Here is a 25,431-nt window from a genome sequence, read left to right as displayed (position 1 = left end):
GGGATAGGGGAGATGACCGCGAGCGGTGATCATGTTGCGTACATCGTGCGCGCGCAGCCATTTGACATCAACCTCGTTGTAAAAGCCGCTTGTTGCCAGTTGGGCGAGCCCTGCAGCGTCAGTGGGAATCGGTTAGACGCGGCCTGCAGCAAAGATACTCAGGATACGTTCATGGATGCCCACTCCCCCAACTCTAAGTCAAACCCGCATCCGCTGGCCCTTGGGATCATACATCGGTTTGAGCGAGACTTCTGCGGGAAAACGCTGGCCAGCGATCTCAACCTCATAAGAAGAGGAGAGCAGAGCTGTCTCGCATTCATACTTGCACGGTACATAGCCAAGGCCAAGGGCTCCGCCGAGTGTGTGCCCGTAGTCTCCGGAAGTGATTGTTCCGGCGATCCGACCGTCTCGGAAAATGACTTCGTTCCTATGAAGCAGAGGCGCGGGGTCTTTAAGGCGGAACTGAACCAGCCGACGGTCGAGTCCCGTCTCAAGTTTTCTCAGCACCGCATCGCGGCCAATAAATCCAGGCTTTGCCGTCTTGACAGCGAAGCCCAGTCCCGCTTCGAGCACATGATCCCCGCTGCCCACATCATCGGGGATGTGCCGATATGCCTTCTCGATGCGGCACGAGCCGATGGCATGAAGCCCACACAGCTTCAGTCCCAGATCTGCGCCCGCCGCCTCGATTACTTCGAAGACATGCGCGGCTTGGTCAGTCGGTATGTAGATCTCCCACCCCAGCTCGCCGACGTAGCTAACTCTATGGGCCCGCGCCAGACCCATGCCGATTTCAATCTCCTGGCAGGTGCCATAAGGATTGTTTTCGTTGGAGAAGTTATTCGGACTTACTCTGCCGAGCAGTTCGCGCGAATGCGGTCCCATCACGGCCAGGACGCTTTCCGCCGCCGACATATCGGTGATAACGACGAACTCATCGCCTAGATGCCGGCTCAGCCAAGAGAGATTGGGTCGCACTGCGAAGGCCGAAACGACCAGCAGGAAAGCAGTCTTTGTAAGACGACACACGGTGAGATCGCTCTCGATTCCGCCCCGCTCGTTTAGCATTGGCGTATAAACGATCCGGCCAACCGGTACGTCAACATCGTTGCAGCAAAGCCGCTGGAGAAAGCTGGTAGCGTCTCGGCCTTCCACTCGGATTTTTCCGAACGAAGTCAAGTCGAAAACAGCTACTCGTTCACGAACCGCCGTATGCTCGTCTCGCTGATTATCAAACCAGTTTTGGCGGTGCCAGGAGTATCGGTATTCGCGCTCCTGACCCTCCCTGGCAAACCAGTTGGCTCTCTCCCAGCCCACCATCTCACCGAAGACCGCCCGGCGTGCTTTGAGATGTTCATGAATTGGCGAGCGTCGAATGCCGCGCGCTGTTGTCATCTGACGAGCGGGGAAGTGGTCGGCAAAGGAAAGTCCCACTACCTCCGAAACCCGTTCCTTCAAGCGCGAACAGTTTTTCTGAAACGGCTCCATCCTACGGATGTCTACGCCTGACAAATTGAAGGGCGGTTCGTCATCATTCATCCACTGCGCCAGCGCCAAGCCCGCACCTCCTGAGGCAGCTATCCCTGTACTGTTATAACCACATGCTACCCAATAGCCCCTAACATCAGGAGCTTCACCTAAGTGATATTGGTCGTCCGGAGTGAAGCTTTCTGGTCCATTAAAGAAGGTGCGAATACCGGCCGTGGCCAGCATCGGAATTCGCTTTAGAGCCTTCTCCATAATAGGTTCGAAATGGGCAAAGTCCTCGGGCAACTGATCGAAGCAGAAATCTTCCGGGATGCCGTCCATGCCCCACGGTTTCGCCTTCGGTTCCACCGCCCCGAAAAGAATTTTTCCCGCATCTTCCTTGTAGTAGGTATGTTCGTCAAGGACCCGTAGGACCGGCAGCCGAGTTAGTCCACCAATTGGCTCTGTGATCAAGTAGAAGTGCTCGCACGCATGCAATGGAACCACGACGTCGCTTCTAGCTCCGAATTCCCGTGACCACATGCCCGCACAGTTTACGACGTTCTCCGCTTCGATCAACCCTCGCTGGCCATCCTTTTCCCATGTTACACTTGATACGCGGCCGTTTCTCACCTGAACACCGGCTGCCTTTACTCCTTCAAAGATTGCGGCGCCGCGCTGACGTGCCCCTTTGGCCAGCGCTATCGCGATATTGGCTGGATCACATTGTCCATCATTAGGAAAATGAAGCGCAGCAGTGACATCAGATACATTGACATGGGGATACATTTCAACCAGCTCTCGCACAGAGACTTTTCGAGCCTCGACACCGTGAGCGGCTGCGAGAGAGAGTTGCCTGTATAACTCATGCTTCCGCTCCTCGGTAATTGCGATAGACAACGAGCCGACGCGGCGAAGCCCGGTTGCAACCCCTGTCTCGTCTTCAAGTTTAGAGTAGAGCTCCATTGAATACTTTATTAACTTTGTCATGTCACTAGAATCGCGAATCTCGCTAAGCAATCCGGCAGCATGCCAGGTCGTGCCGCATGTAAGTTGCTTACGTTCGAGCAGGACCACGTCCGTCCATCCGAGCTTCACTAAGTGATATGCAACGGAGCACCCCGAAATCCCTCCTCCGATTATCACCGCTCGCGCTTTAGAGGGCAGAGGCTTTACTTCGGATACCTCAGTAACCTTGTTAAATTCTGGTATGACTCTCATCGTAACCTTCCGTTCCTTTTCTCGACATCCTTTCGGCAGAGTCCGCGGAGCGCGCCCCCCCCCACAGACGACTGCATCTCCACGGCGAGACTTCGAGGCCACCGTAGACCACGATTCGCGCCTACCTTAGGAAGAGCGCCGGGCACGGCTCCAGTGAAGCGCGTCAGGGTCGACCGCATCGCTGCCGGCGCTCGACAGGCTAGAACGGCTTTCCTGTCTCGCTCAAGCGGCGCGCTGCCCCAGATTCAGTCATCTCCGTCGCTGGTAGCGAAGGCGTCCAGATCGAGTAGTGGCTCCCACCGGGGGATCCGCCATCAGGGAGGCGGCAATGGGGTCCAGCGCCCCAAAGTCCGCGGGTGTCGCGGATCTTGCCAGAAATTGTAGAAGTGCTGACCGCAGCAGGTCATCATGTTGTCGAGAGGGTCCAAAATCGCTGAGAGGGCGTCATGGTCGCGCTCGACCAGCGCTCCATCGAAGTGCTCCAACGTGCTGGTCGAGTGGCTGGCCCCCCAGGCAGGCCCCGGTTCGCCTTCCACAAACTTCAAGCCCAAAGACAGAGATCATCATCACGAGCATTCAAGGGGGGGCAATCGAACGCTGTTCGGCATCCTGAAGAATGAAAGCGCAAAGACTTCCGTTTGTTCGGGAAAGCTAAGTGTTTGCGGCGCGACCACATATTCGGCGGGCGTGATCATGGCATGATTTCTCCTCTATTCCTCCCTCTACCGCGTTTGTGGGTAGCGCAGCAGGTGTCGTGCCAAATCAGAAAATCATGCGAAAACAATGGGTGGCTGTGATAGCGCTCTCTCTCATGTCCAACTTTGTCGAAGACCCGACACAACCGAAAACTCAAGCAGTGAAGTCCAGGTAATTTGCGATTCGTCCTCACAAGCCAACGCGGGAAAGCCGCACTAGGCCAGTAGATCGGGGAGTAGTGCAGACGCTCGGCAGGGACATGGCATCTGTCTCCGCCAAGGAGATGTGTCATGCGGAGCCCCCGCGATGGGCAATCTTCGGAAAAAAGTAAGCTAGTCTCTGGGACATCCCTCATAAGCTAGTTTTTTGCATCCCCTGACCCATGTACGTTCGCACCGCGGTGCGAAGTAAACTACGGAAAACGCTACCGACCCGGCCTTCGCGACGCCACATCCTTGGCCGAGTCGGCGGTGAACTCACTCGTCGGGAAACGCATAGTAAACAGCAGATGCGCAGGTCCCTCCACGACGAGTCATATGCTCATGCAGGTCCGGACGGCTGCGATCAATGGCGAACTCCACGACAGATTGCGGGCACCGTTTCGACAGCCACGTCAAACATCCTTCTCTTTTCAAGCCTAAACCTCGCCTTCTGCGCCGCCAGACCCCAGAGAAGTACCGGCCTTGACCCAAGAGCGGCCCGACCGCAAGAAATTGGACCGCGGGAACCCGGGTGCTGGAGGCATCTCGAAGTGAGATAGGGTCGATACACACAATGCATTTGACTGCGAGGCGACAACGCTCGAAGCTTTTGTCCAAATAAGGCACGCAAGGCCGCTGCGCCTACCTTACGGTTCCAACGAACCATTGCGCAGATAGCATCGCGGCAACTGGGGCGTGTCCTTAGATTGGAACAGGAGACTCGAATGCGCAGCGTGAATGATTTCCGGGATATTCATCAAGAGGCTATAGCCTGGCGCCATCACCTGCACCAAAATCCGGAACTTGATTATCGCGTCCACAACACGGCCAACTTTGTCGCTGAAAAGCTGGCGTCTTTTGGCATCAACCACATTGAGACCGGTATAGCCGAGACGGGTGTTGTTGCCGTGATCCAAGGCACCGGCGGCGACGGCCCGACCATCGGTCTGCGGGCAGATATGGATGCCTTGCCGATTGTTGAGCAGAGTGGGAAGCCCTGGACGTCATTGGTCGAAGGCAAGATGCATGCCTGCGGCCACGACGGTCATACTGCCATGCTCCTCGGCGCGGCGAAGCATCTCGCGGCAACGCGGAATTTCAAAGGCTCCGTGGCGCTCATTTTCCAACCCGCCGAGGAAGACGGGCAGGGTGCAAACCGCATGGTTCAGCAAGGCCTGATGGACCGCTTCAACATCTCCCAGGTCTATGGCATGCATAACATGCCCGGGATTGAGGTCGGCAAATTTGGCATCAGGGACGGTTCTATCATGGCGGCTCTCGATGAGTTCGACATCGTGATAACCGGACGAGGCGGCCATGCCGCCACGCCACACCACACGATCGATCCGGTTGTCGTTGGGGCGCAGATCGTCATGGCCCTCCAGACCCTGGTGTCGCGCAACCTCGATCCCACGGAGGCTTTGGTGGTGTCCGTTCCGAAGTTCACGGGAAGTGAATCCTACCATATCATTCCCGACACCGTGACGCTCGGCGGGACCGTGAGAAGCCTATCTCCCGCATTGCGGGATTTTGCGGAAAAACAGATTAAGACCTGCGCCGAGAACATCGCGGCCGCTTTCGGAGCTACAATCGAATTTCGCCATCGGCGCCTTGAGCCCCTGACGTTTAACCACACCGAGGCTTACGAACGGGCAGCAGCTGCGGCGCGCAGCTTGGTCGGGCGGGACGCGGTCAATGACCAGGTCAAGCCGGTTATGGTCTCCGAAGACTTCTCCTACATGCTCCAGGCACGGCCCGGCGCGTTCCTATTCCTCGGCAACGGGCCTACGGCTGGGCTGCACAATCCGACCTATGACTTCGACGACAATGCGATTCCTTACGGAATTGGATATTGGGTGAATCTGGTCGAAGGCACTCTGGCCGCCTAGTGCAGGAAAAAGACTGCCGACATCATGAGCACTGACGACAGCGATGGAAAGTCCACGGCTTTGCTCGTTTCGCGCTGAATTTCAACGCGAAAGCCCTATTTTGCGTCAAACCCGGCGCAGACTTGCTGCTAATTTTGAACAGCTGACCGACATACGGCCGGTCGCCTGTCATTCGAAAAGAGAGAAAAAATGGCTCTAAGCAACTTGGGTACTGCGCAAATTCAGGAGAAGGATCGGAATTACGTTTTCCATCCCTCGACCCATTTGGCCAAGCATAGCCGAGGTGAAACCCCGAACCGTGTTATGGCGGGAGCTGAGGGGGTCTACATCTGGGACACCGAGGGGCGCAAAAGTCTTGACGGATTCGGCGGCCTTTACTGCGTCAACATCGGGTACGGCTGCAAGGAAATCGCCGATGCGATTTCCAAACAGGCCCATGAGCTCCCATTTGCACACGTGTATGCAAGCCAGAGCACGAAAACGGTGACCCTCCTCGCGGAAGCCGTCGTCGAGTATTTTGGCGAGAACATGCGGCGTGTCTATTTCGGCCTTTCGGGGTCGGACGCCAACGAAACCAATATCAAGCTGGTGTGGTACTACAACAACGTTCTCGGTCGCCCGGCAAAAAAGAAGATCATTTCGCGGCAGCGTGGCTACCACGGCTCGGGGCTGGTGACCGGAAGCCTGACAGGCTTGGCATTCTTTCACAACCACTTCGATCTTCCGCTCGACATCGTCCGCCATACGACCACCCCGCATTGGTATCGCCAGGCGCAGGACGGCGAGACCGAGGAAGCATTTTCGAAACGCTGCGCTAAGGAGCTCGAAGCGCTCATCATTGCGGAAGGCCCAGATACCGTGGGCGCCTTCATCGGTGAGCCCGTCCTCGGCACGGGCGGTATTGTGCCTCCACCGAAGGGCTACTGGGCTGAGATTCAAGCGGTGCTGGACAAGTATGACATTCTCCTGATCGCCGACGAGGTCGTGACCGGTTTCGGTCGCACAGGCGAGAAATTCGGTTCGCATCTTTATGGAATGCGCCCGGACCTGGTCACGATCGCCAAGGGCCTCAGTTCAGCTTACCTCCCGATTTCAGGCTCAATCATTGGAGAGCGGGTTTGGTCGGTGTTGGAGCAAGGCAGCGAGAAGTTTGGGCCGATCGGTCACGGCTGGACGTACTCAGGTCACACGCTTTGTGCCGCCGCGGCGTTGGCGAACATCCAGGTCCTGAAGGAGCGCAATATCCTCGACCATGTGCGCGATGTGGGGCCCTACTGGCATGGACAGATGAAGTCCAAGCTTGAAGGTCATCCCATAGTCGGCGAGGTTCGCGGTGTGGGTATTCTCTCGGCGGTTGAGTTTATGCGTGACCCGAAAAAGCGGGTGCCCTTTGACACCAGCCTGCAAGTGGGTGTGCGCGCAGCGGCAGCCTTGCTTGAAAACGGTGTGATCGCGCGGGCCATGCCGCACGCTGATACCTTGGGTTATGCACCGCCGCTCATCATCAAAAGAGAAGAAATCGATATCATCGTCGACGCCACGGTGCGTGCGGTCGAAACAACCTATAAAGCGCTCCAGGCTGAAGGCGCGGTATAGTCTCCCAAGACTTGGCGGCCGGGTCGTTCCGCCTGGCCGTCACCCTGGAGAGCGCGAAAGGCCGGGATGTTCAATGAACAGCCCGGCCTTTTTTTCGTTGAATGAAATATTGCGGAGTGCCGCCGTTCAGCCAGAGAAAACCACAGTCTTATTGCCGTTGAGGATAACCCGGTCTTCAAGGTGAAGACGAACGGCGTGAGCCAAGACCTGCCGTTCGATGTCCCGACCTTTGCGGACCAAATCGTCGGGCGTATCCTGGTGGGAGATACGCTCGACGTTCTGTTCAATAATCGGTCCTTCATCAAGATCCGACGTGACGTAGTGGGCCGTTGCGCCGATCAGCTTTACACCTCGAAGGTGTGCCTGATGATAAGGCTTCGCGCCCTTGAAGCCCGGCAGAAACGAGTGATGGATGTTAATGCAGCGGCCTGCCAGCTTGGCTGCGAAGCCATCCGACAAAATCTGCATATAACGGGCAAGCACAATAAGATCTGGGTTGGTGCGCTCAATCAGGGCCTCAAGCTTCCCTTCCTGTTGCGTCTTGCTGTCGCGGCTGACGGGCAGATGATGGAAGGGCAAATCCTTGAGGTCAGTTGAAGCCAGGTATTCTTTGCCATGGTTGGAGACCACAGCGACCACATCCATCGGGAACTCGCCAATCCGCCACCGATTGAGGAGATCGGCAAGGCAATGATCGAACTTTGATACAAGCAGCATGACCCGCTTGGGCCGCGACGGTGGGCGCAGCGTGTACGTCATTGCGAGTCGCCCGGCGAGCTCATCAAGCCCAGCCGCCGGTTGGTCGCTGGGGGGTGCATCGCCGGGGCGTGCAAAGACAACCCTCATGAAAAATAGCCCAGTCTCGGGGTCACTGTATTGCTGAGCCTCAAGGATGTTGCAGCCGGCAGCGTATAACAGCCCTGAAACAGCCGACACGATGCCTGGTCGGTCCGCGCAAGAAAGCGAGAGGACCGTTGAGGGGTCTGAAGACATTTGGCGGGTTCCGTTTTTGTGAGAGAGGCAGGTTGAAGGCTCAGGCCTTGAGAAGCTCGGGCGCGATCAACTCTCCGGAAGCACGCCACTCGCCCTTCACGCGGCTGCGTCCGGCATCAAAGAACGGACGCAGGGAAGCTATTGCGGCATAGCGCTCACCCGCGATCTCGATCTCGAATGCCCCTGACGATAGCCACTCCGCGGTCACCCCGGTATCTGAGTTGAGGTAACCCATACCAATGCCGCATCCGACTGTGTGGCCGAAACCAGCTGAGCGCAGGTACCCCACGAGCTTCCCATCCCGCCAAACAGGCTCGGTGCCGAACATCAGAGCCTTGGCATCGGGCGACGCGAGCTGGACCAATCTGCGGCGCAATGGCTTGCCACGTTGGGCTTCAAGGGCCGCACGGCCAATGAAATCTTCGGACTTGTCCCAGGCAACTGTAAAGGCAAGCCCGGATTCCAATGGGGTGTCCTCATCACCGACGTCAGAGCCCCAATCGCGATAGCCCGCCTCAAGACGCAATGTGTTTAGCGCGACATACCCGGCATGGCCAACACCAAGATCTGCGCCTGCGGCCACCAAAGCGTCGTACACGCCCAATGTCTGTTCCGTCGGGATGTGCAATTCCCAGCCAAGCTCACCGACAAACGTCATACGGAAAGCAAGTGCCAAGCTGTAGCCGACTTCGATTTCACAGGCCGTTGCAAAGGGGAATGCCTCATTGGAGAAGTCGGCAGGGCTGACCCGCTCCAGCAATTCCCGCGATCGCGGACCCATGACCGAAAGAGTTGTATATCCGGATGACACGTCGACCACCGAGACGTGGCCGGCGCCCTTCGCGTGCAAGCGCAACCAGGCGAGGTCCCGCGTGCGTTGGACTGCTGCTGTGACGACGAGGAATTCCTCATCGCCGTTACGCGCGATCGTTACGTCAGACTCCATACCCCCCCGCTCGTTGAGCCACGGGGTGTACACAACCCGGCCAACCGGCACATTCACATCGTTCGTGGAGAGGCGTTGTAGCAGGACAAGGGCGTCGGGCCCCTGGACCAGGATATGGGCAAAGGAGGTCTGATCGAAAAGGGTCACGGCAGAGCGAGTGGCTGTGTGTTCGGCGCCACTGCGGTGAAACCATTCGTCACGGCCGAAGGTGGCGTGATTTTCATTTGGAGATCCAGAGCCGAACCATTGGACCCGTTCCCAGCCGGCACTTTCACCAAAATTGGCGCCCGCAGCGGCCAACCTGTCATGGAGCGGAGACACCCGCACGTTGCGCGCCGTCTTTGGCGATTTGTGCGGCAGGTGAAGTGTCCAGAGGTTGCCCACCGCCTCCACTGTACGGTCGTAGAGATACCGCTTGTTGCGTTGGAAGGGCATCGACCGGCGGACGTCCATTTCCCAGCAGTCGCCCGCGGGCAGGCCTGTCGACATCCATTCTGCCATGACCTTGCCTGCACCGCCCGATGACTCGATACCGCAGGAATTGAAACCGGAGGCGACATATAGTCCCTGAATCTCGGGTGCCGGACCAAGGTGGAAGCGATTGTCCGGAGTGAAGCTTTCCGGACCATTGAAATTCAGTTGCAGCCCGACGTTCGCCAAAACAGGCATGCGCTCGATCGCGGCGGAGAGATAGGGTTCGATGTGATCGAAGTCCTCTGGCAGCGAGTCGAAACTGAAATCATGGGGAATGCCGTTCATGCCCCAAGGCTTTCCGTCCGCCTCGAAGAAGCCGACGAGGAGTTTCCCCGCGTCAGCCTTGGCATATACGCGCGCGTCCATATCCCGGATGGTCGGCAAGTCGTGAGGGAGGTCGGGGATGGCTTCGGTCACCACATAGAAATGCTCTGCAGCCTGTAAGGGCACCGACCAAGTCAGATCTGCTGCCACATTCCGGGTCCAGAGCCCGGTGCTGATGACTGCCTTTTCAGCTCGGACGGTGCCTTGGCTGGTCTCTACGCCGGTAAAGCGCCCGTTCTCGACCAGGATCCGGCTGACTGGGGTTCGCTCGAGGATCGTCGCTCCGCCCTGGCGAGCGCCGATTGCGAAGGCACGCGCGGTATCGATCGGGTTGGTCATCCCGTCGGATGCAATCCAAGCGGCCCCGAGAACGTCGCTGACGTCAAGGAGAGGAACGCGGCGTTGCGCTTCCGCAGCGCTGATCATCTCCACATCCAGCCCAAACGAGCGTCCCATCGATGAGCCGCGCTTGAGCTCTTCAAGGCGGTCCCGGGTCGCAGCGACGGTGATGGATCCCGTTTGACGAAAGCCTGTGGCCTGCCCCGTCAGGTTTTCGAGATCCCGAAACAGCTCGGCGGAGTACTGAGCGAGCTTGGCCATGGTTTCATTCGCACGGAGCTGTGTCACAAGGCCTGCAGCATGCCACGTAGTCCCGCAAGTTAGCTGATCGCGCTCAAGCAGCAACACATCCCTGTGGCCCAGGCGGGTCAGGTGATAGGCTATGGAGAGGCCGATAATGCCACCTCCGATGATGACATATTCGGCGTGTGAAGGGAGTTTGCTTGCCATTTGAAACCCTGTTGTAGCCTCCTGCGACAGTGCGACGGAGGCGGGTTGGTTGTGGCCGATAAAGTACCGTTAGACGGATACTGGTTTTCGCCGATCTAAGGGGAGGGGCCGCAGTCTTCCTGCGCGTACCGTCATCATGATGCAGCGTTTCTCAAAGCGGGGACAATGCCGTGATTCTGCATCGCAACGGATACAGGCACCGGTACCGCGTTGCATTGCCGGCAACATAGCCTCTATAAACGCTGAAGATCTGCCGGCGGCTGTTAGTGTCGCACGGGAGGTTGGAGAGCCAGCCGTAGCCGAGATCAAAGTAGATGAAATATGATCGGATTGATGCCCGCATCCTGGAATTGGTTCAACGGAACAACCGCTTAACCTCCGATGTCATCGCCGATAAGGTCGGCCTTTCCGCTACAGCATGCCAGCGCCGCCTCAAAAGGCTCCGGGCAGAAGGCATTATCGAAGCAGACGTCTCAATTATATCTGCAAAGGCTGTTGGTCGACCGATCCAGATGATCGTCATGGTCACCCTTGAGAGGGAGCGTGCGGATATCATCGACAAGTTTAAGCGCGATATAAAATCCTCTCCAGAGATCGCGACAGGATTCTACATCACCGGCGAGGCCGACTTCGTGCTTTATATTACTGCTCGAAGCATGGAAGACTATGAGCAATTCACCCGGAAATTTTTCTATCAAAACACGCACATAAAGAGCCTGAAGACCATGGTGGTAGTCGATCGGGTCAAGGCAACGTTTGGGGTGCCTATCGAGGATCCGGAAGACGATGATTAAGCACCGATGTCGCTAAATACCAATGCTTTTGGCTATGCTGTCAGCTGCCATGCGCTTCCGCCACTCAGCCGGACCAGATGTATGGATGGATGCGCCGGCGGCGTCGACCGCCACGATTACCGGCATATCTTGAACTTCGAATTCGTGAATGGCCTCCATGCCGAGGTCTTCGAAAGCTACAACACGGGCAGATTTTATTGATTTCGATATGAGGTAGGCAGCCCCGCCGACCGCTACCATATAGGGCGCCTGATGCTTGACGATAGCTTCCACGGCGGCAGGCCCTCTTTCGGCTTTGCCGACCATGCCGAGGAGCCCAGTGGCTGCAAGCACTTTTTCGGTAAAGCCATCCATCCGGTTTGAAGTGGTTGGTCCTGCAGGACCGACGACTTCGCTTCCAACCGCTCGCACGGGACCCACATAGTAAATTACCCGGCCAGCGAAGTTCACCGGAAGCGGCTTGCCGGCATCGATCAGTTCGGCCATCCGCTTGTGGGCTGCGTCCCGACCCGTCAAGAGTTTGCCTGAGAGTAGCAGCGTTTCACCACATTGCCACTCCCGGGCCTCTTCCTTGGTCAGGGTGTCGAGATTGACACGCAGGACGCCCGTAGGACGCAAGTCGTCAGACCCGATGTCTGGCCATTGGGAGAGGTCCGGTGGATCAAAAATTGCTCGTCCAGATCCATCCAAGACGAACGATACATGCCGGTTCGCTGCGCATTGAGGGATCAGCGCCACAGGTTTGGAAGCGGCATGAGTCGGATAGGTCGCCACTTTAACGTCGACCACCGTGGTGAGCCCACCCAAACCTTGGGCACCTATTCCCAATGCGTTGATCCGCTCATAAAGCTCCAGTCGCAAAGCCTCTTCGGGCGAGGACGCTCCGCGCTCGACGAGGTCAGCCATATCTATCGGCTCATTCATCGCCTCCTTGGCCAACAACATCGCTTTTTCCGCGCTGCCGCCGATACCGACCGAGATCATTCCCGGCGGGCACCATCCACTCCCCAGCGTTGCAACAGTGTCGACAACCCAGTCGGCCACGGAAGCCGCAGGGTTGAGGGTCGTAAACCGGGCCTTGTTTTCGGAACCCCCGCCCTTCGCCGAAACTGTAAATGTGATGTCGTTGCCTGACACCAATTCAACATGAACGATCGCGGGCGTATTATCCTTGGTGTTGGCTCGGCCAGCTAAAGGGTCGGACACGACCGACGGACGCAAGGGATTGTCGGGATCAAGATAGGCGCGACGAACACCCTCGTTGATGAGCTCCGTGAAGGGTACATGGGCGTCGATCAGGACCGACATGCCCACTTTGGCGAAGACGACCACCAGGCCTGTGTCCTGACATATCGGTCGCCGGCCGAAGGCTGCCATGCGGGAGTTGACCAAAATCTGGCCGATCGCATTCTTCGCCGGGACACTTTTTTCGCGCTGATACGCTCCCGCCAAGTATTGGATGTAATCAGGCGGATGATAGTAAGAGACATATTGCAGTGCATCGGCGATGCTCTGCGTGATGTCTTCCCCGTGAATCGAGGTGTGCGTGCTCTTATCGCTCAAGCGCGTCCAGCCCATTGATCAGTTTCAGGTTCTGGAAGCTTCGAACGCCCTGCTCGCCCCCTTCATAACCATACCCGCTCTGTTTCACACCTGAATGCGGAGCATCGGGGGCAACACCTTTCAGGAAGTTGATACTAACAGCGCCCGCTGCCAGATTGGCAGCCAACAGGCGTTTCGTCTCGTCGGAGGACGTGAAACAATAAGACGCCAAGCCATACTCGGTGTCGTTTGCTTCAGCAATCGCGTCGTCGAGCGTGTCGAAGGGAGCGATGGTCAAAATCGGCCCGAAAGGTTCCTCACGGAGAATGTCCGACTCGGAGTGCACCCGGGTCAGGATCGTCGGGGGCCAATAAAAACCGGTTTGGTCCAGCCTGCTACCGCCAGCTTCAATCCGTGCGCCTCTTCCAACAGCGTCTTCGGTCAGACGCTGCAACACTTCGATCCTGCGACCGTTCGCCATTGGGCCCATTTCGGTGCTTGGCGCATCAGGAGGGCCGACCTGGATCGATTTCGCGACATCTACCAGTTTCGAGAGGAACTTCCGGTAAATCGGCTGTGCAACCAGGATACGGCTTGGCGCATTGCAGCTCTGACCGGCGCATTCAAATTTGTATTCCGAAATTGCCGTGGCTGCGGCTTCAAGATCAGCATCGTCGCATACGATCACAGGGCAATGCCCGCCCAGCTCGAGCACGCAACGCTGGAGGTTATCGGCAGCTAGCCTGGCGAGATGTTTCCCGACGGCCGTGGATCCTGTGAAGCTGAGGACCTTGATTATGGGGGAACGGAGCAGATGCTCCGAAATAACGGCAGGCACTCCGAATACAAGATTGACGACACCGACCGGAACGCCCGCCTCATGCAAAGCCTGGACAATAAACACGCTTGCGCTTGGCGTCTCTTCAGCGCCCTTTAGGATTACGGGGCATCCCGAAGCCAAGGCGGCGCCGAGCTTGCGAGCGTTGAGAACCGCCGGGTAGTTCCAAGGTGTAAAGGCCGTAACCACGCCGAGGGGCTCAGGTACGAGGGTGCGGCCAAGTCCCATCGGAATTGACGCGCAAAGCTCTTCCGCGTGAGCCCCGTTCCATTCCAGCATTTCGAGCGCGCGGCGATATTCACCTGCTGCCTCCGCCAAGGTCTTGCCTTGTTCGGTTGACAGTGACTTCGCAGCCTCGCCGACCCTTTCGGCAAGGATACGAGCAGCTGAAACCAGCAGAGCACCCCGTTCGTGCGCAGGTCGTGCAGCCCATCCCCGGCGGCTACGCTCAGCGGCGGCCAGGGCATCCTCGAGGTCCTGTATTGATGCTGAAGCGACCGAGGCAAACACCTGCTCGGTAGCAGGGTTTATGACCGGAATGTCGCCTTTACCGCCGGCCCGCCATACGCCGTCTATGAAGAGCTCATAACGCTTGGCTTCGGACATGTGTAGCTCCGGTTGAAAGGGGCTCTACTACGGTGAGCCAGCCGGACCGGTTCAGTCACACGCACTTACATCCCGCCCAATGCTTTGGGTCAAATATTGAATTTTGCCGACTGGTATCTTGATACGAGATTGATGCCAGATTCAGAAATTCACGCGGCCCGCGTCTGTTGGGACCTTCGCCAGCCAGTGCCCGCCATCAATCAACTTCCGGACGATTCCGGGGATCAGTTTGCGAACCGCAGACACTGGAGGGGAGTTCTCGTCTTTAGGGTTCACGGCCAGAACCACCGAGCGGGTAATAACAGGGTCGACGATCCTGACCATATGCACAAGCCCCTGTTGGACCTCTCTATGAATGGCAGAGGGAGTGAGGATGGAATAGGCTTTGCCCTCCGAGACCATGTTAATGATCGTCGACAACGAATCCACTTCAAATCTCACGTCAAGGCGGCAACCATGCTGCGCTACCACATCTGCGACCGAACGCCGAACGTTGTTGTTGCGCATGGGTACCGCAAGTGGAAACGCATGAAGGTCCGATAGCGCAACCACGTCGGGGAAGGGAGGTAGGTTCGGCGGAGCGACCAGACAGAAGTCTTCTCGCGCCAGGACAGGGAGGCCTGCGATGGCATCGGCGGTACGGTAGAGAATCGCCAGGTTGAACCGTCCCGCAGCCATCCATTCCTCAAGGGGGCCCGTCATTCCTTCGACCATCTTCAGGATCACAAGAGGGAGTTCATTGCGCACGGCTTCCAACAAGGGCCCAGAAAGCACGCGAGCGGCTCCGGACGGGATGCCTATCGTTACTTCTCCCGAAGCGGCCCTAGTGCTCATCTCGGCCTTGGTGATCCTGATTTCATTCAAGATGGTGCGTGCCCGTTCGAGCAGCTTTGCACCGGACGGCGTCACGCTGATGCCGCTCCGGTCGCGAATGAGCAGCTGTGATCCGAACTCTTCCTCCAATTGACGTACATGAAGGCTCAGTGCACTTTGCGCGACATTGAGCATGACTGCTGCCTTCGTAAAGCTGCCAGCCTCGACCACTCCGACAAAATATTTGAGCTGTCTAAATTCCACCGAAGAGCGACCTACCCGCAGTGCCTATAGCCGCTGCCATACAGAAACCTATCTTCTAATCAGATGGAGCGGAAGGGGGCACTTCGGTAGTGGGCGAGGGGGTGGAAGCTGTTGCGTTCATTGACCCCAGGCGAGAAGCGCCCTCGCACGACGAATGACTGGAGCGTCAATCATTTTTCCATCGACGGTAAAGGCGCCAAGATGCTGGGCCTTGGCTTCCTGTTCAGCGGCAATGACACGTCTTGCCCACTCCAACTCGGTCGCCAGTGGAGCAAACTCTTCGTTCAGAACGAGAACCTGGGCGGGATGAATAGCGAACGCACCCGCGAACCCCAATGTCTTGGAACGGCGGACGGTTTCGCGGAACTTCGGGAGATCTGCGAAGTCGCCGATACTGCCGACGAATCCAAGGGGGACAAGGCCGGCCGCACGCGCGGCAAAGAGGACCGCGAGATTTGGTCCATGCAGAAGATCGGCTATCGGCTGGCCGCCTACGGCCTCGCTAAAATCCTCTGGACCGAGCGCCATGGCAACCAACCTGGGATGCGCTGTCGCGATGGCTGTGAGCCTCGGGAGCGCAGCCGGCGTTTCGATTTGGGCTACCAGGCGTATACCTCCGGAGGCCAGACCCCGCTCGCTCTCCAGCGCCTGAATCTCCCGTTCGATCTCGACAACCCACTCTGCCGATTCGACCTTCGGCAAGACGATAGCCGCGACGCCTGCCACGACTGCGGCATCAAGATCGGCGCAAAGCGCTCGCATGCCTTGGTTGACCCTCACCAGGACTGCCGCTCCATCCCGGCCGACCTTTGCGATACTTTCGCCAAGTCGTTGGCGGGCCTCTGCCTTAGACAGCAAGGGAACAGCGTCCTCAAGATCCAGAACTATTGCATCAGCCCCCCGCTCGTGGGCCTTCTCCACGAATTTGGGCAAGTGAGCGGGTACAAACAGCAAAGATCGCCAGCGAGGTTCAAAGGACGCCGTTAATGCCGTACGCTTGATGACGCCGCTCACGTTATTTGACTCCGACCTTGGAAGGCTGCCCCTCGAATTCATGTCGAACGGACGTCGTGTGGGCTCCTAAGGCCGGCACCGGGCGCAACGCCACGGGCTGACGGTCGAAGATCGCGGCCGGAGCAATCACCTCGATCGTCCCGCCTGGAGTTTCAACGTCGGCCCTCCGAATATGCGGATGCTCCGAAACCGCGGCGATATCGTTCAACCTGCCATAAGCCAAGCCTGCGGCTTCAAGCTCGCTCATCGCTTGGTCGCTCGTCAGTTGCGAAAAACGTGCCTGGACGATGTCGTCAAGGGCAGGCCGGTTACCAAGCCGATCCATATTCGACGCATAACCTTGGGCCCGGGTAAGCTCCGGACGTTTCAGGAAATCTGCGCAGAAATTCACCCATTCACGGTCGTTTTGGACGGAGAATATTACAACCTTGCCATCCGCACATGGATACGCACCGTAGGGCGCCAAGGACGGGTGGTTAACTCCCGCGCGTTGGGTGCGATAGCTTCCATAATCGTGCTGGAGTACCGGCACATTCATCCAGTCTGCAACAGCATCAAAGAGCGAGACCTGGATAGAGCTCCCCTTTCCTGTGGTGGTCCTCGCGTAGAGAGCCTGCAGGATGGCGCTGTGTGCGGTCATCCCCGCCGAGATATCACACACAGACACGCCGACCCTCGCTGCGCCGTCTGCCGTTCCCGTTATATCGGCCAAGCCGCTTTCCGCCTGAACGATGAGATCGTATGCTTTGAGATGGGAGTAGTCGCCGCCTTCTCCGAACCCTGAGATGTCGCAGGTGATCAATCTAGGATACCGCTCACGAAGGCTCGCCGAGCCGAAACCGAGCTTGTCGATACTGCCAGGCTTAAGATTCTGAATGAACACATCGGCAGAAGAAACGAGGAGATCAAGAAGCTCACGATCAGGGTCTGTTCGGAGATCGAGGCAGACTGACTCTTTGCCGCGGTTCAGCCAGACGAAATAAGCGCTTTGACCCTGAACCAGACTGTCATAGTTGCGGGCAAAATCGCCTTCCGGGCGCTCGATCTTGATAACCCGGGCGCCGGCATCAGCGAGACGAGACGACGCGTATGGCGCAGCGACTGCCTGCTCGACCGCGACGACGGTGATCCCTGACAAAGCTTCCATCACCGTAGCACCACCCTTGGTATCGCCGCGCCTTGCTGCTCCTGAGACTTGCCGCCAACGGCGCGGCGCCTTTCGAGAAGAGCGAGCAGGCGGCTCTGCTCGTTGCCGACGATTGAAATGCCTTCGTCGACCCCCATACCGGGTTTCGCGAGCATCATGTCAGCCTGGGTTGCTACTGACACATGGACGGTTGCACGGGCTGACAGGTCGGTTTCGGTACAACTGCCGCCGACATAGGCACCCACCTGCTTTTGTTTGCAGATCAGTACGGCTTTCGCGGTGTCTGCAAGCGAGCCCACGTCCGGCGTTTTGATTTGCACCAGGTGTGTGGCGCGCGCCTCAGCAAACTGCCGGACGTCATCAAGGGTATTGCAACGCTCGTCGACCACGATCCGGGCATTGGAACCCCGTCCATCCAAGATCGAAACAATGCGGGCGTAGTTTTCGACCTGTGCTTCGGTCGATCCGAAGTCGCCGGGAGACTCGATGTTCACTGTAAAGTCAGGGACCGTATCTGCGACCCGGCAAATGAAGTCAGCAATGACCTGCGGATCGAGGCCGAACTCGAGGCCGATCCACCCATAAACGTCAAAATGAAGAGTGGGCCGGTAACCCGCTCGACCAATTTTTTGGGTTCGCGCCGCTACCCACTCGACGAAAGCGAGGAAGGTTTCGCCTCCGACACCGAACTTTTGTCTTGAGTTGATGAGGCCATGCGGGAGAACGTCGACGTTCTTCAGGATCATTTTGTCGACATTGATCTCTCGGGCATCGCCGCTTTGCGCATAGATCGGCACACCACTGGAGGGCAGGGGAAGGTCGAAAGCGTCGCAAACCGCTTCGGCCATTGTCTTTCGGCCGGCATGGGCCGCTGCGCGCAGCAGCGCTTGGCTGACGCCGTATTCCAGCGCAAGAGGAAGACGTTTGGCCTCAACTGGCGCAAGCACTTGGGAGCAAGCATCGAGAAAAGACGATATGTTGGCGGCTCCAACTCTAGGGGCGATTACTTCCTTGGCAATCTTGGACATTGCATCAGCGTTGAAGAGAGGATCCCGGCCGCTAGCGCCCGAGTATTGGACGCTCATCATGTCCCCCCAAGCGACCGTGTCGTCAGAGAGGACCAACCCGATGCTGAGCGATGAAGCGGGAGTCCTGATGGCAGCGAGGCCAGGCGTCACGGGTTCGCCCACATACAGGAAACCATCTTGTGCCGCGCCCGCCCTGATAGCGGCCTGATCGTCGTAAAAGAATGCACCGGTACCCGGCGCCAGCACGATGTCTACGATTTTCATATGTTGCTCGCCCCGACGGTGTTCGTCGCAATGCCAATGCCGACGTAAGCCCGATTAAGGCCCCAGCGCGCAGCCTAAGCCCAATATTAATTTCATACGCGAACCATCGCGTTTTCAGATGGGGGGTGGACCCTGATGCCAGAAAACGAACTGTGGACCTTTTCGCTGACCGTCAGCGCGGAGCCGTGGGCTGCCGTTTTTCCGGCATCTCGAAGCGAGATGACGCCGATATAAACACTGCATTTGACTGCGCACCTTTCGCAACAAATGCTCCTCAGGCCTCCCGCCCAATAAAAACACGAGGGAATTGCGGGGTGGCAGCGAGCGTGGGTATCAACATTTCAGGGGTCACCACGCTGCTGTTGCGGCGGTGGCCGTACGCAATTAGGGCTGAACGCTAGCACACACCTAGTCAATTCCGAAAAGGATCACACGTATGCACTACCAGAAACCCTTTTTGCCTGAGGAGTTCGACCGCCGGGTCCGAGACGTCAAAAGGCGGATGGAGAAGGCCGGTTTCGATCTGCTCATTTGCCAGGACCCCGCGAATCTCGGTTGGCTCACTGGCTACGACAGCTGGTCATTCTACACGCCTCAGGCGGTGCTGGTTCACGTCAATGAGGATAGGCCGTTCTGGTTCGGACGTCCGATTGACGCGAAGTCCGCAAGCGTCACCACGAACCTGCCTGAGAAGAACATTATCTCCTTCAGGGAAGCCCTGGTTCACCATCCCGATGACCATCCTTTCGATGACCTTGCCGCGTTCATCGGCTCAAAGGGTTGGAGTTCTGCGCGCATCGGCGTGGAACTTGACGCGCATTACTATACCGCGCGGGCGCACCAGCACCTGGTGAAGGGCCTTCCGAACGCAAAGTTTTCGGACAGCCGCGAACTCGTGAACTGGGCAAGGCTGGTCAAGTCCGAAGCCGAGCTCGTCTACATGAGGGAAGCCGGCCAGATCATTAGCCATACCATGCGTGAGGCGATTGCCAGGCTTAAACCGGGCGTCCGAGACTACGAGGTGGTCGCCGACGTCTACCGGAATCAAATACTAGGCGCGGACGGAAAATTCGGTGACTACACCGGCCTGTGTCCGTTGCTTCAGATTGGCGAGGGCACGAGTACGTGCCATCTGACGTGGAGTGACCAGGTTGTACCGGAGTCCGGCCTGATCATGATGGAACTGGGAGCTGCTCGGCGCCACTACAATGCACCGCTCACGCGGACTATTCATGTCGGCAAGCCTCCTCAGGAAGTGTCGAGGCTGGCGTCGGTAATCGTCGAGGGAGGTGATCTTGCGCTCGAGGCGGCCAAGCCGGGAGCGGCCGTGGAAGAAGTGGCTGCAGTGTTTCAGACTATTCTGAAGCGCAACGGCTACAGCAAGGATAGCCGCGTCGGTTACTCCATCGGTATCGCTTATCCGCCGGATTGGGGCGAACGGACCGTTAGCATCCGCGCCGGGGAAAAGACGCCTCTGCAAGAAGGAATGTGCTTTCACTTCCAGTCGGGGGTGTGGCTTGACGACTTTGGCGCCGCGATCTCAGAGCCTTTCGTGGTTACGGCGAAAGGCGGTCAACGCTTTTGCGATGTCGAGCGCCGCCTGATCGTCATCGACTAACCGCTCGCAACAATTTGGCTAAACGCCCGCGGCGGAGCTCGGAGGTCCGGCAGCAGATCTGTCGGGCCTCACTATAGGAGGCAAGCCTCCCCAAAACACGCCGTACAAGGCGGGAAAAGCAAGTTCAGGCGCAATTTTCAAGACTCAAGAGACACAACAAAGGGAACTCGAAATGACAACGAAACTTGCAAAGATCGCTACTGCTTTGGGAGTGGCTCTCGCTTGCATCGCGAGTGTACAGACCCACGCGGGAGAGCTGATGGACCGTGTGGCGAGCGGGAAAACCATTCGTATTGGATATGCAAACGAACCGCCATTTGCCTATCCGGATGCCGACAACAAACCGGCGGGCTACGTCAATGCCTACGTGCTCGGCGTCCTCAAAGAGATGGGCTACAACAACGTCGAGACAGTGGTGACCGACTGGGGTGGGTTGATCCCAGCCCTGCAGTCGGACCGCCTCGATATGATCACCGGAGGCCTCTATATCCTCCATTCGCGCTGTGAAAACGTTGCCTTTTCTGAGCCTCTCGCAAAGGTCTCGGATGCCTTCATCGTGTTGCCTGGAAATCCGAAAGGCATCAAAACCTACAAGGATCTGACTAGAACCGGTGAAACCATGGTTACCGGCATCGGCTACAGTCTGATCGAGAATGCCAAGAAGGATGGCGTTCCGGAATCGCAGATCATGGAGGTTCCAGGTCCCTCCGAGATGCTAGCCGCGGTTGTCGGCGGCCGCGCTGCTGCGGCAGCTCATAACTATCTGACTCTTAAGGATATGGCTTCAAAGGCACCAAGGAAGGTCGAGGTTACCGATCCCAACGCGCTCCCCGATTGGACAAAGAATTGGGTCAGCGTCGGCTTTCGCAAGGGCGACAAGGATTTCGTCGACAAGTTCAACGAGACCCAGAAGAAATACATCGGCACCCCTGCTATGATGGAGGCCGTGAAGCCTTTTGGATACGACAAGAACATGCTGCCCGGCAGCGAAACGGCAGATTGGATTTGCACCAATCGCTAATCGTACACTAACGTCAGTGCCAGCGGCAGCCATCTGTCGCTGGCACTGAAACCTAGAGGACAGCGGATGCCAATCTGGCAATTCCTTGAAAAATATGGTTCTGTCATCACACAGGGAACCGCCATTACCATTGCGCAATTCCTTCTCGCGACCTTTGTCGCAATCGCTGCTGCAACCATCGCTGGTCTAGGCAAACTTTCTCGCAATTGGGTCATTCGGAGCGCCTCTGTCGCCTTTATTGAGCTGTTCCGCGGCACATCGCTTCTCGTGCAGCTCTATTGGATATTTTTCGTCTTACCGCTGTTCGGTCTATCGCTGGACAAGTTTACGGCCGGGTTTCTGTCCGTAGGGCTTAACTACGGCGCCTACGGTGCGGAAATCGTGCGAGGCGCAATCCAGTCCGTTGCCCGAGGCCAGTGGGAAGCGGCAATCGCTATCAATATGACCCCAATGACCCGAATGAGGCGGATCATAGCGCCCCAGGCCCTCGCGATCATGCTGCCGCCTTGGGGCAATCTGATGATTGAGCTTCTGAAAGGGACCGCATTAGTGTCGCTCATATCAGTGACCGATCTCATGTTTCAGGCCAAACAAATCAACGCGTCGACCTATCTTTCGGTCCAGGCGTTCGGCACCGCCTTGATCATCTATTATGTCCTGGCCCGCTTGCTGATTACTCCCTTGGTGGGACAGATGGAACGAGTCGTCGGCCGGAGGCTCGGCAGAGCATGATGCTTGATTGGCGCTGGGATTTCGTTTGGGCGATTCTGCCGCGACTCTTGTCGGCCACCCTTACTACGCTGCTCGCTGCGGCGATCGGCTATGCGATTGCACTGGTGGTCGGTTTGATTTTCGCACTGGCTCAGCGCACAAAGGTCCCGGGGGTGCGGTGGATCGTTCGCGAACTGATCGAGTTCATCCGCTCCACGCCGCTCGTGCTGCAAATTTTCTTCGTGTTTTATGTCGGCCCCCAATTCGGGATAAATTTGGCTCCCTGGGTCGCAGGCCTTTTGGCCATCGGCCTGCATTACTCCGCGTATCTGTCGGAAGTCTACAGATCTGGCATTGAAGCGGTGCCCCGGGGTCAATGGGAGGCCTGCCGCGCTCTGAACCTCTCCGCGTCGAGAACGTACTTTCGCATCATCTTTCCGCAGGCTCTGGTTACAGCGGTTCCTGGGATGGGTAACTATCTTGTTGGCATCCTCAAGGACACGCCAATGCTATCGGTCATTGGCGTTGCCGAATTGATGCACGCAGCGAGCGCGATCGGGTCGGAAAATTACCGCTACTTAGAACCGTTTACGCTGGTCGGCCTGATCTTTCTGTTAATTTCGCTTCCAACAGCCGGCCTCGTCCGGTTGTTTGAACGCCGGCTGCGGCTTGGATTAGGACTGCAATGATGACTGATATCGGTTATCCCATAGAACTGACGGAAAATGATCGGCCGATGGTCCGGTTCATGAATGTAAGCAAGAGCTACGGGGAGCTCAAAGTCATCAAGCAGCTCGACTTTGACATTGCCCAAGGCGAGATGGTCACCATTATCGGTCCGTCGGGATCTGGCAAAACGACGGTTCTGCGAACGCTCATGACTCTCGAGACTGTGAATGAGGGTGTGATCTATGTAGACGGCAAGCCCTTAACGCACATGCCGCGCAATGGCGTTCTGGTCCCGGCCGACGAGCGATACCAACGAAAGATTCGTTCCTCGATTGGCATGTGCTTCCAGCAGTTCAACCTGTTCCCTCACATGACTGCCATCCAGAACTGCATGGAAGGTCCGATCCAGGTGCTAAAGCTGTCGAGAAAAGAGGCCCAGGAGCGGTCCGAGGAGCTCCTCAAGATGGTAGGCATGATTGACAAGCGCGACCAGCATCCTTCGCGCTTGTCTGGCGGACAGCAACAGCGCGTTGCCATAGCCCGGGCCTTGGCGATGCGCCCAAAGGTTATGCTGTTTGATGAGGTTACATCCGCTCTCGATCCCGAGGTGATCGGCGAGGTGACAGAGGTTATTCGCAAATTGGTCGCCGAGCACAACCTGACTATGATCATGGTTACCCACCAGATGGGATTTGCGCGCGACATCTCCGACCGCGTCTGCTTTTTTTATGGCGGGTCTATCGAGGAACAAGCTCCGCCTCAGAGTCTGTTCGGCAATCCGCAGCGTGACCGCACCAGGCAGTTTCTGTCTGCGATCAAAGAAGCCATCTGAAGTCCTTGCCTTGAGCATGCAGCCTACGGCGCTGTGCGCGCTCCGTCAGAGATGCATGAAGCCGCTGTGTCAGCGCCGGTCGAGCGCAGGATCGCTGCGTTAGGCGGTGCTGACGCGCCCTAGTGCTGCGTCGCGCCCTCGATGTCTGCTGCAAACGAACCGGCCGGTCGCGCTAGTATCGAGCGGGCAGCGGTCCTGCTTAGACGTTGGAGGTCTGCAGCCTGATCGACAGCGCTCACAGGAAAGCAATTGATGAACTCCGCCGGACCGCAAAACCGCGACAATGACGAGGACGGCGCTCAGATGCAGCCAGAGGCCAGTTTGGAACGCGGTATTTACGCCATTTGCGGATCGCTCGCGTTGTGTATCCTGCTGTTAGGGCTCATCCAGGTCATATTCTATTAGACCGATCCGGATTGCTCCTGCGTCGGCCCCTTCACGGAGCATCATGAGACGCCAGTACCAGCGACATGCGCTGCCATCCTTGGCTAAGCGCCTCAGTGTTCGCCACGCAGGATTCATGCACAACGATAGTGTTCGATAGCCAACGTTTTCACCGTCTGGACCAATCGTTTTCCACTTCATTGATTTCCTGCGGCAACGCCGCCCAAAAAGCATAATTTCCGCAGGAAACGGGAAAGGGCGCGGTTTTTCGCACCTTTTGGCGGGGTATCGTTTAGCGGTGGCCGGTCGATGCCGACGGCGTTAGCAAAAACAAAGGGGAAATCGTATGACTCTGAAATCAAACGGATACTCTAGGAGAAGCCGCGCGATTGGCCTTGGGATCATGGTCGCCTCCGCCATTCTCGCAGCGCCTTTCTCCTATGCCCAGACATTGGATGACGCCCGCAAGAATGGCGTGACCATCGCCATCGCGAATGAGCCACCCCTGGCACAACTCGACAAGGATGGTGCCCCCACTGGCGCCGGACCTGACCTGGACAGGGCGATCCTGAAAGAATCCGGCATTACCGGCCTGTCTGGGGATGTCATGGACTACGGCGCAATGATACCGGCCGTCCAGTCACAGCGGGCTACTTTCGCTTCCGGCGGCAGTCTTTACATCAAGCCGGAACGTTGCGAGGCGGTCGCGTTCTCAAATCCGGTGATGTGCGGCGGCGTCTCGTTTATTCTTCCGAACGCTCTCGCGGACAAGGTTCATTCCTACAAGGACATTGCCGCGCTAGGCCTGCGGGTCGGCGCCTGCGGGGGCTGTGTCATGCAGAAACTGGCAATCGAAGCCGGGGTCAGCGAAGACAAAATCATAATCTTTCCGGACGGCACCAGCGGCGTTAAACTGCTGGCGGACAACCGGATTGACGTCTTCTCGCATGATACCACGGCCGGCTACGACCTCTACCGCCGGCTCGCAGATCCAGCGAAATTTAAATATGTTAGGCTTACCGATGGTCCGATGGATTGCTACGGTGCTGCGTTCAACAAGGACAACACCGAATTGCGCGACGCCTACAATGACGGATTGAAGAAAATCCGCGTAAGCGGCCAGTACACTGAGATTCTGAAGAAATATGGTCTCGAGGAGGCTGCGTTCGGTACTGACACGATGACCACGGATAAGCTCTGTACTCCCCACTAAGTGAGAAAGTATTATAGGCATTTGAATTTCTAACTTCTGGTGCCATGTCGGGCAATGACATGGCACCCAATAAACCTG

The 25,431-nt window shown here is 57.4% G+C and carries 20 protein-coding genes; 10 read left to right on the top strand and 10 right to left on the bottom strand.

The features are described from left to right. Positions 1-198: 198 nt before the first annotated feature. Together AC04SG_RS19040 and AC04SG_RS19035 are read right to left on the bottom strand one after the other, a co-directional pair. Complete coding sequence (locus tag AC04SG_RS19040) at positions 199-2,688, bottom strand: GcvT family protein (RefSeq protein WP_488552297.1); 2,490 nt, start codon at positions 2,686-2,688, stop codon at positions 199-201. Positions 2,689-3,254: 566 nt separating this feature from the next. Then, complete coding sequence (locus AC04SG_RS19035) at positions 3,255-3,383, bottom strand: hypothetical protein (protein ID WP_488552296.1); 129 nt, start codon at positions 3,381-3,383, stop codon at positions 3,255-3,257. Positions 3,384-4,309: 926 nt separating this feature from the next. Between AC04SG_RS19035 and AC04SG_RS19030 the strand changes: the two genes are divergently transcribed. Next, positions 4,310-5,473: a M20 aminoacylase family protein gene (locus tag AC04SG_RS19030; protein WP_488552295.1), complete on the top strand. Its 1,164-nt coding sequence runs from the start codon at positions 4,310-4,312 to the stop codon at positions 5,471-5,473. Between the two features lie 189 nt (positions 5,474-5,662). Continuing rightward, a complete protein-coding gene (locus tag AC04SG_RS19025) occupies positions 5,663-7,069 on the top strand; it encodes an aminotransferase (RefSeq protein WP_488552294.1) in 1,407 nt (468 codons plus the stop codon). A 126-nt stretch (positions 7,070-7,195) separates the two neighbouring features. Here AC04SG_RS19025 and purU read toward each other — a convergent pair whose 3' ends face one another. Both purU and AC04SG_RS19015 read right to left on the bottom strand, forming a co-directional pair. Beyond that, complete coding sequence (gene purU / locus AC04SG_RS19020; protein WP_488552293.1) at positions 7,196-8,062, bottom strand: formyltetrahydrofolate deformylase; 867 nt, start codon at positions 8,060-8,062, stop codon at positions 7,196-7,198. A 40-nt stretch (positions 8,063-8,102) separates the two neighbouring features. Next, positions 8,103-10,595: a GcvT family protein gene (locus AC04SG_RS19015; protein ID WP_488552292.1), complete on the bottom strand. Its 2,493-nt coding sequence runs from the start codon at positions 10,593-10,595 to the stop codon at positions 8,103-8,105. A 314-nt stretch (positions 10,596-10,909) separates the two neighbouring features. On the opposite strand from AC04SG_RS19015, the gene AC04SG_RS19010 reads away from it, so the two are divergent. Further along, positions 10,910-11,389 (top strand): Lrp/AsnC family transcriptional regulator, encoded by a 480-nt coding sequence (locus AC04SG_RS19010; protein WP_488481646.1) that lies wholly within the window; start codon positions 10,910-10,912, stop codon positions 11,387-11,389. A 12-nt stretch (positions 11,390-11,401) separates the two neighbouring features. Here AC04SG_RS19010 and AC04SG_RS19005 read toward each other — a convergent pair whose 3' ends face one another. The 6 genes from AC04SG_RS19005 to AC04SG_RS18980 form a co-directional block, all read right to left on the bottom strand. Further along, positions 11,402-12,967 (bottom strand): fumarate hydratase, encoded by a 1,566-nt coding sequence (locus tag AC04SG_RS19005; RefSeq protein ID WP_488552291.1) that lies wholly within the window; start codon positions 12,965-12,967, stop codon positions 11,402-11,404. Further along, on the bottom strand, positions 12,942-14,375 hold the full coding sequence (locus AC04SG_RS19000) for an aldehyde dehydrogenase family protein (RefSeq protein WP_488552290.1): 1,434 nt from the start codon (positions 14,373-14,375) through the stop codon (positions 12,942-12,944). The genes AC04SG_RS19005 and AC04SG_RS19000 overlap by 26 nt, the downstream gene beginning before the upstream one ends. A 141-nt stretch (positions 14,376-14,516) precedes the next feature. Continuing rightward, a complete protein-coding gene (locus AC04SG_RS18995) occupies positions 14,517-15,452 on the bottom strand; it encodes a LysR family transcriptional regulator (protein ID WP_488552289.1) in 936 nt (311 codons plus the stop codon). 117 nt (positions 15,453-15,569) lie between these two features. Beyond that, on the bottom strand, positions 15,570-16,466 hold the full coding sequence (locus tag AC04SG_RS18990; protein WP_488552288.1) for an HpcH/HpaI aldolase/citrate lyase family protein: 897 nt from the start codon (positions 16,464-16,466) through the stop codon (positions 15,570-15,572). A 1-nt stretch (position 16,467) separates the two neighbouring features. After that, a complete protein-coding gene (locus AC04SG_RS18985; protein ID WP_488552287.1) occupies positions 16,468-17,613 on the bottom strand; it encodes a CaiB/BaiF CoA transferase family protein in 1,146 nt (381 codons plus the stop codon). Continuing rightward, positions 17,613-18,905 (bottom strand): methylaspartate ammonia-lyase, encoded by a 1,293-nt coding sequence (locus AC04SG_RS18980; protein WP_488552286.1) that lies wholly within the window; start codon positions 18,903-18,905, stop codon positions 17,613-17,615. Before AC04SG_RS18980 ends, AC04SG_RS18985 begins: the two co-directional genes overlap by 1 nt. A gap of 436 nt (positions 18,906-19,341) precedes the next feature. On the opposite strand from AC04SG_RS18980, the gene AC04SG_RS18975 reads away from it, so the two are divergent. The 7 genes from AC04SG_RS18975 (at position 19,342) to ehuB (ending at position 25,353) form a co-directional block, all read left to right on the top strand. Continuing rightward, entirely contained in the window at positions 19,342-20,523 is a 1,182-nt protein-coding gene (locus AC04SG_RS18975) for a M24 family metallopeptidase (RefSeq protein ID WP_488552285.1), read from the top strand. Between the two features lie 172 nt (positions 20,524-20,695). Then, positions 20,696-21,544, top strand: coding sequence for a transporter substrate-binding domain-containing protein (locus tag AC04SG_RS18970; RefSeq protein WP_488552284.1), 849 nt, complete (start codon positions 20,696-20,698; stop codon positions 21,542-21,544). A gap of 66 nt (positions 21,545-21,610) precedes the next feature. Further along, positions 21,611-22,276: an ectoine/hydroxyectoine ABC transporter permease subunit EhuC gene (gene ehuC, locus AC04SG_RS18965; RefSeq protein ID WP_488552283.1), complete on the top strand. Its 666-nt coding sequence runs from the start codon at positions 21,611-21,613 to the stop codon at positions 22,274-22,276. Continuing rightward, positions 22,273-22,944 carry an ectoine/hydroxyectoine ABC transporter permease subunit EhuD gene (ehuD, locus tag AC04SG_RS18960; protein ID WP_488552282.1) on the top strand — a complete coding sequence of 224 codons (672 nt, stop codon included), beginning with the start codon at positions 22,273-22,275 and terminating at the stop codon, positions 22,942-22,944. The genes ehuC and ehuD overlap by 4 nt, the downstream gene beginning before the upstream one ends. Then, positions 22,944-23,756 carry an ectoine/hydroxyectoine ABC transporter ATP-binding protein EhuA gene (ehuA, locus tag AC04SG_RS18955; protein WP_488552281.1) on the top strand — a complete coding sequence of 271 codons (813 nt, stop codon included), beginning with the start codon at positions 22,944-22,946 and terminating at the stop codon, positions 23,754-23,756. Before ehuD ends, ehuA begins: the two co-directional genes overlap by 1 nt. Before the next feature lie 252 nt (positions 23,757-24,008). After that, on the top strand, positions 24,009-24,161 hold the full coding sequence (locus AC04SG_RS18950; RefSeq protein WP_488552280.1) for a hypothetical protein: 153 nt from the start codon (positions 24,009-24,011) through the stop codon (positions 24,159-24,161). Positions 24,162-24,486: 325 nt separating this feature from the next. Beyond that, positions 24,487-25,353 (top strand): ectoine/hydroxyectoine ABC transporter substrate-binding protein EhuB, encoded by an 867-nt coding sequence (gene ehuB, locus AC04SG_RS18945; RefSeq protein ID WP_488552279.1) that lies wholly within the window; start codon positions 24,487-24,489, stop codon positions 25,351-25,353. Positions 25,354-25,431 lie beyond the last annotated feature (78 nt).

The organism is Mesorhizobium sp. CNPSo 4684, assembly GCF_057784315.1.
The sequence above is the reverse complement of the archived record's forward strand: the minus strand, read 5'-3'. Positions and strand labels throughout refer to the sequence as shown.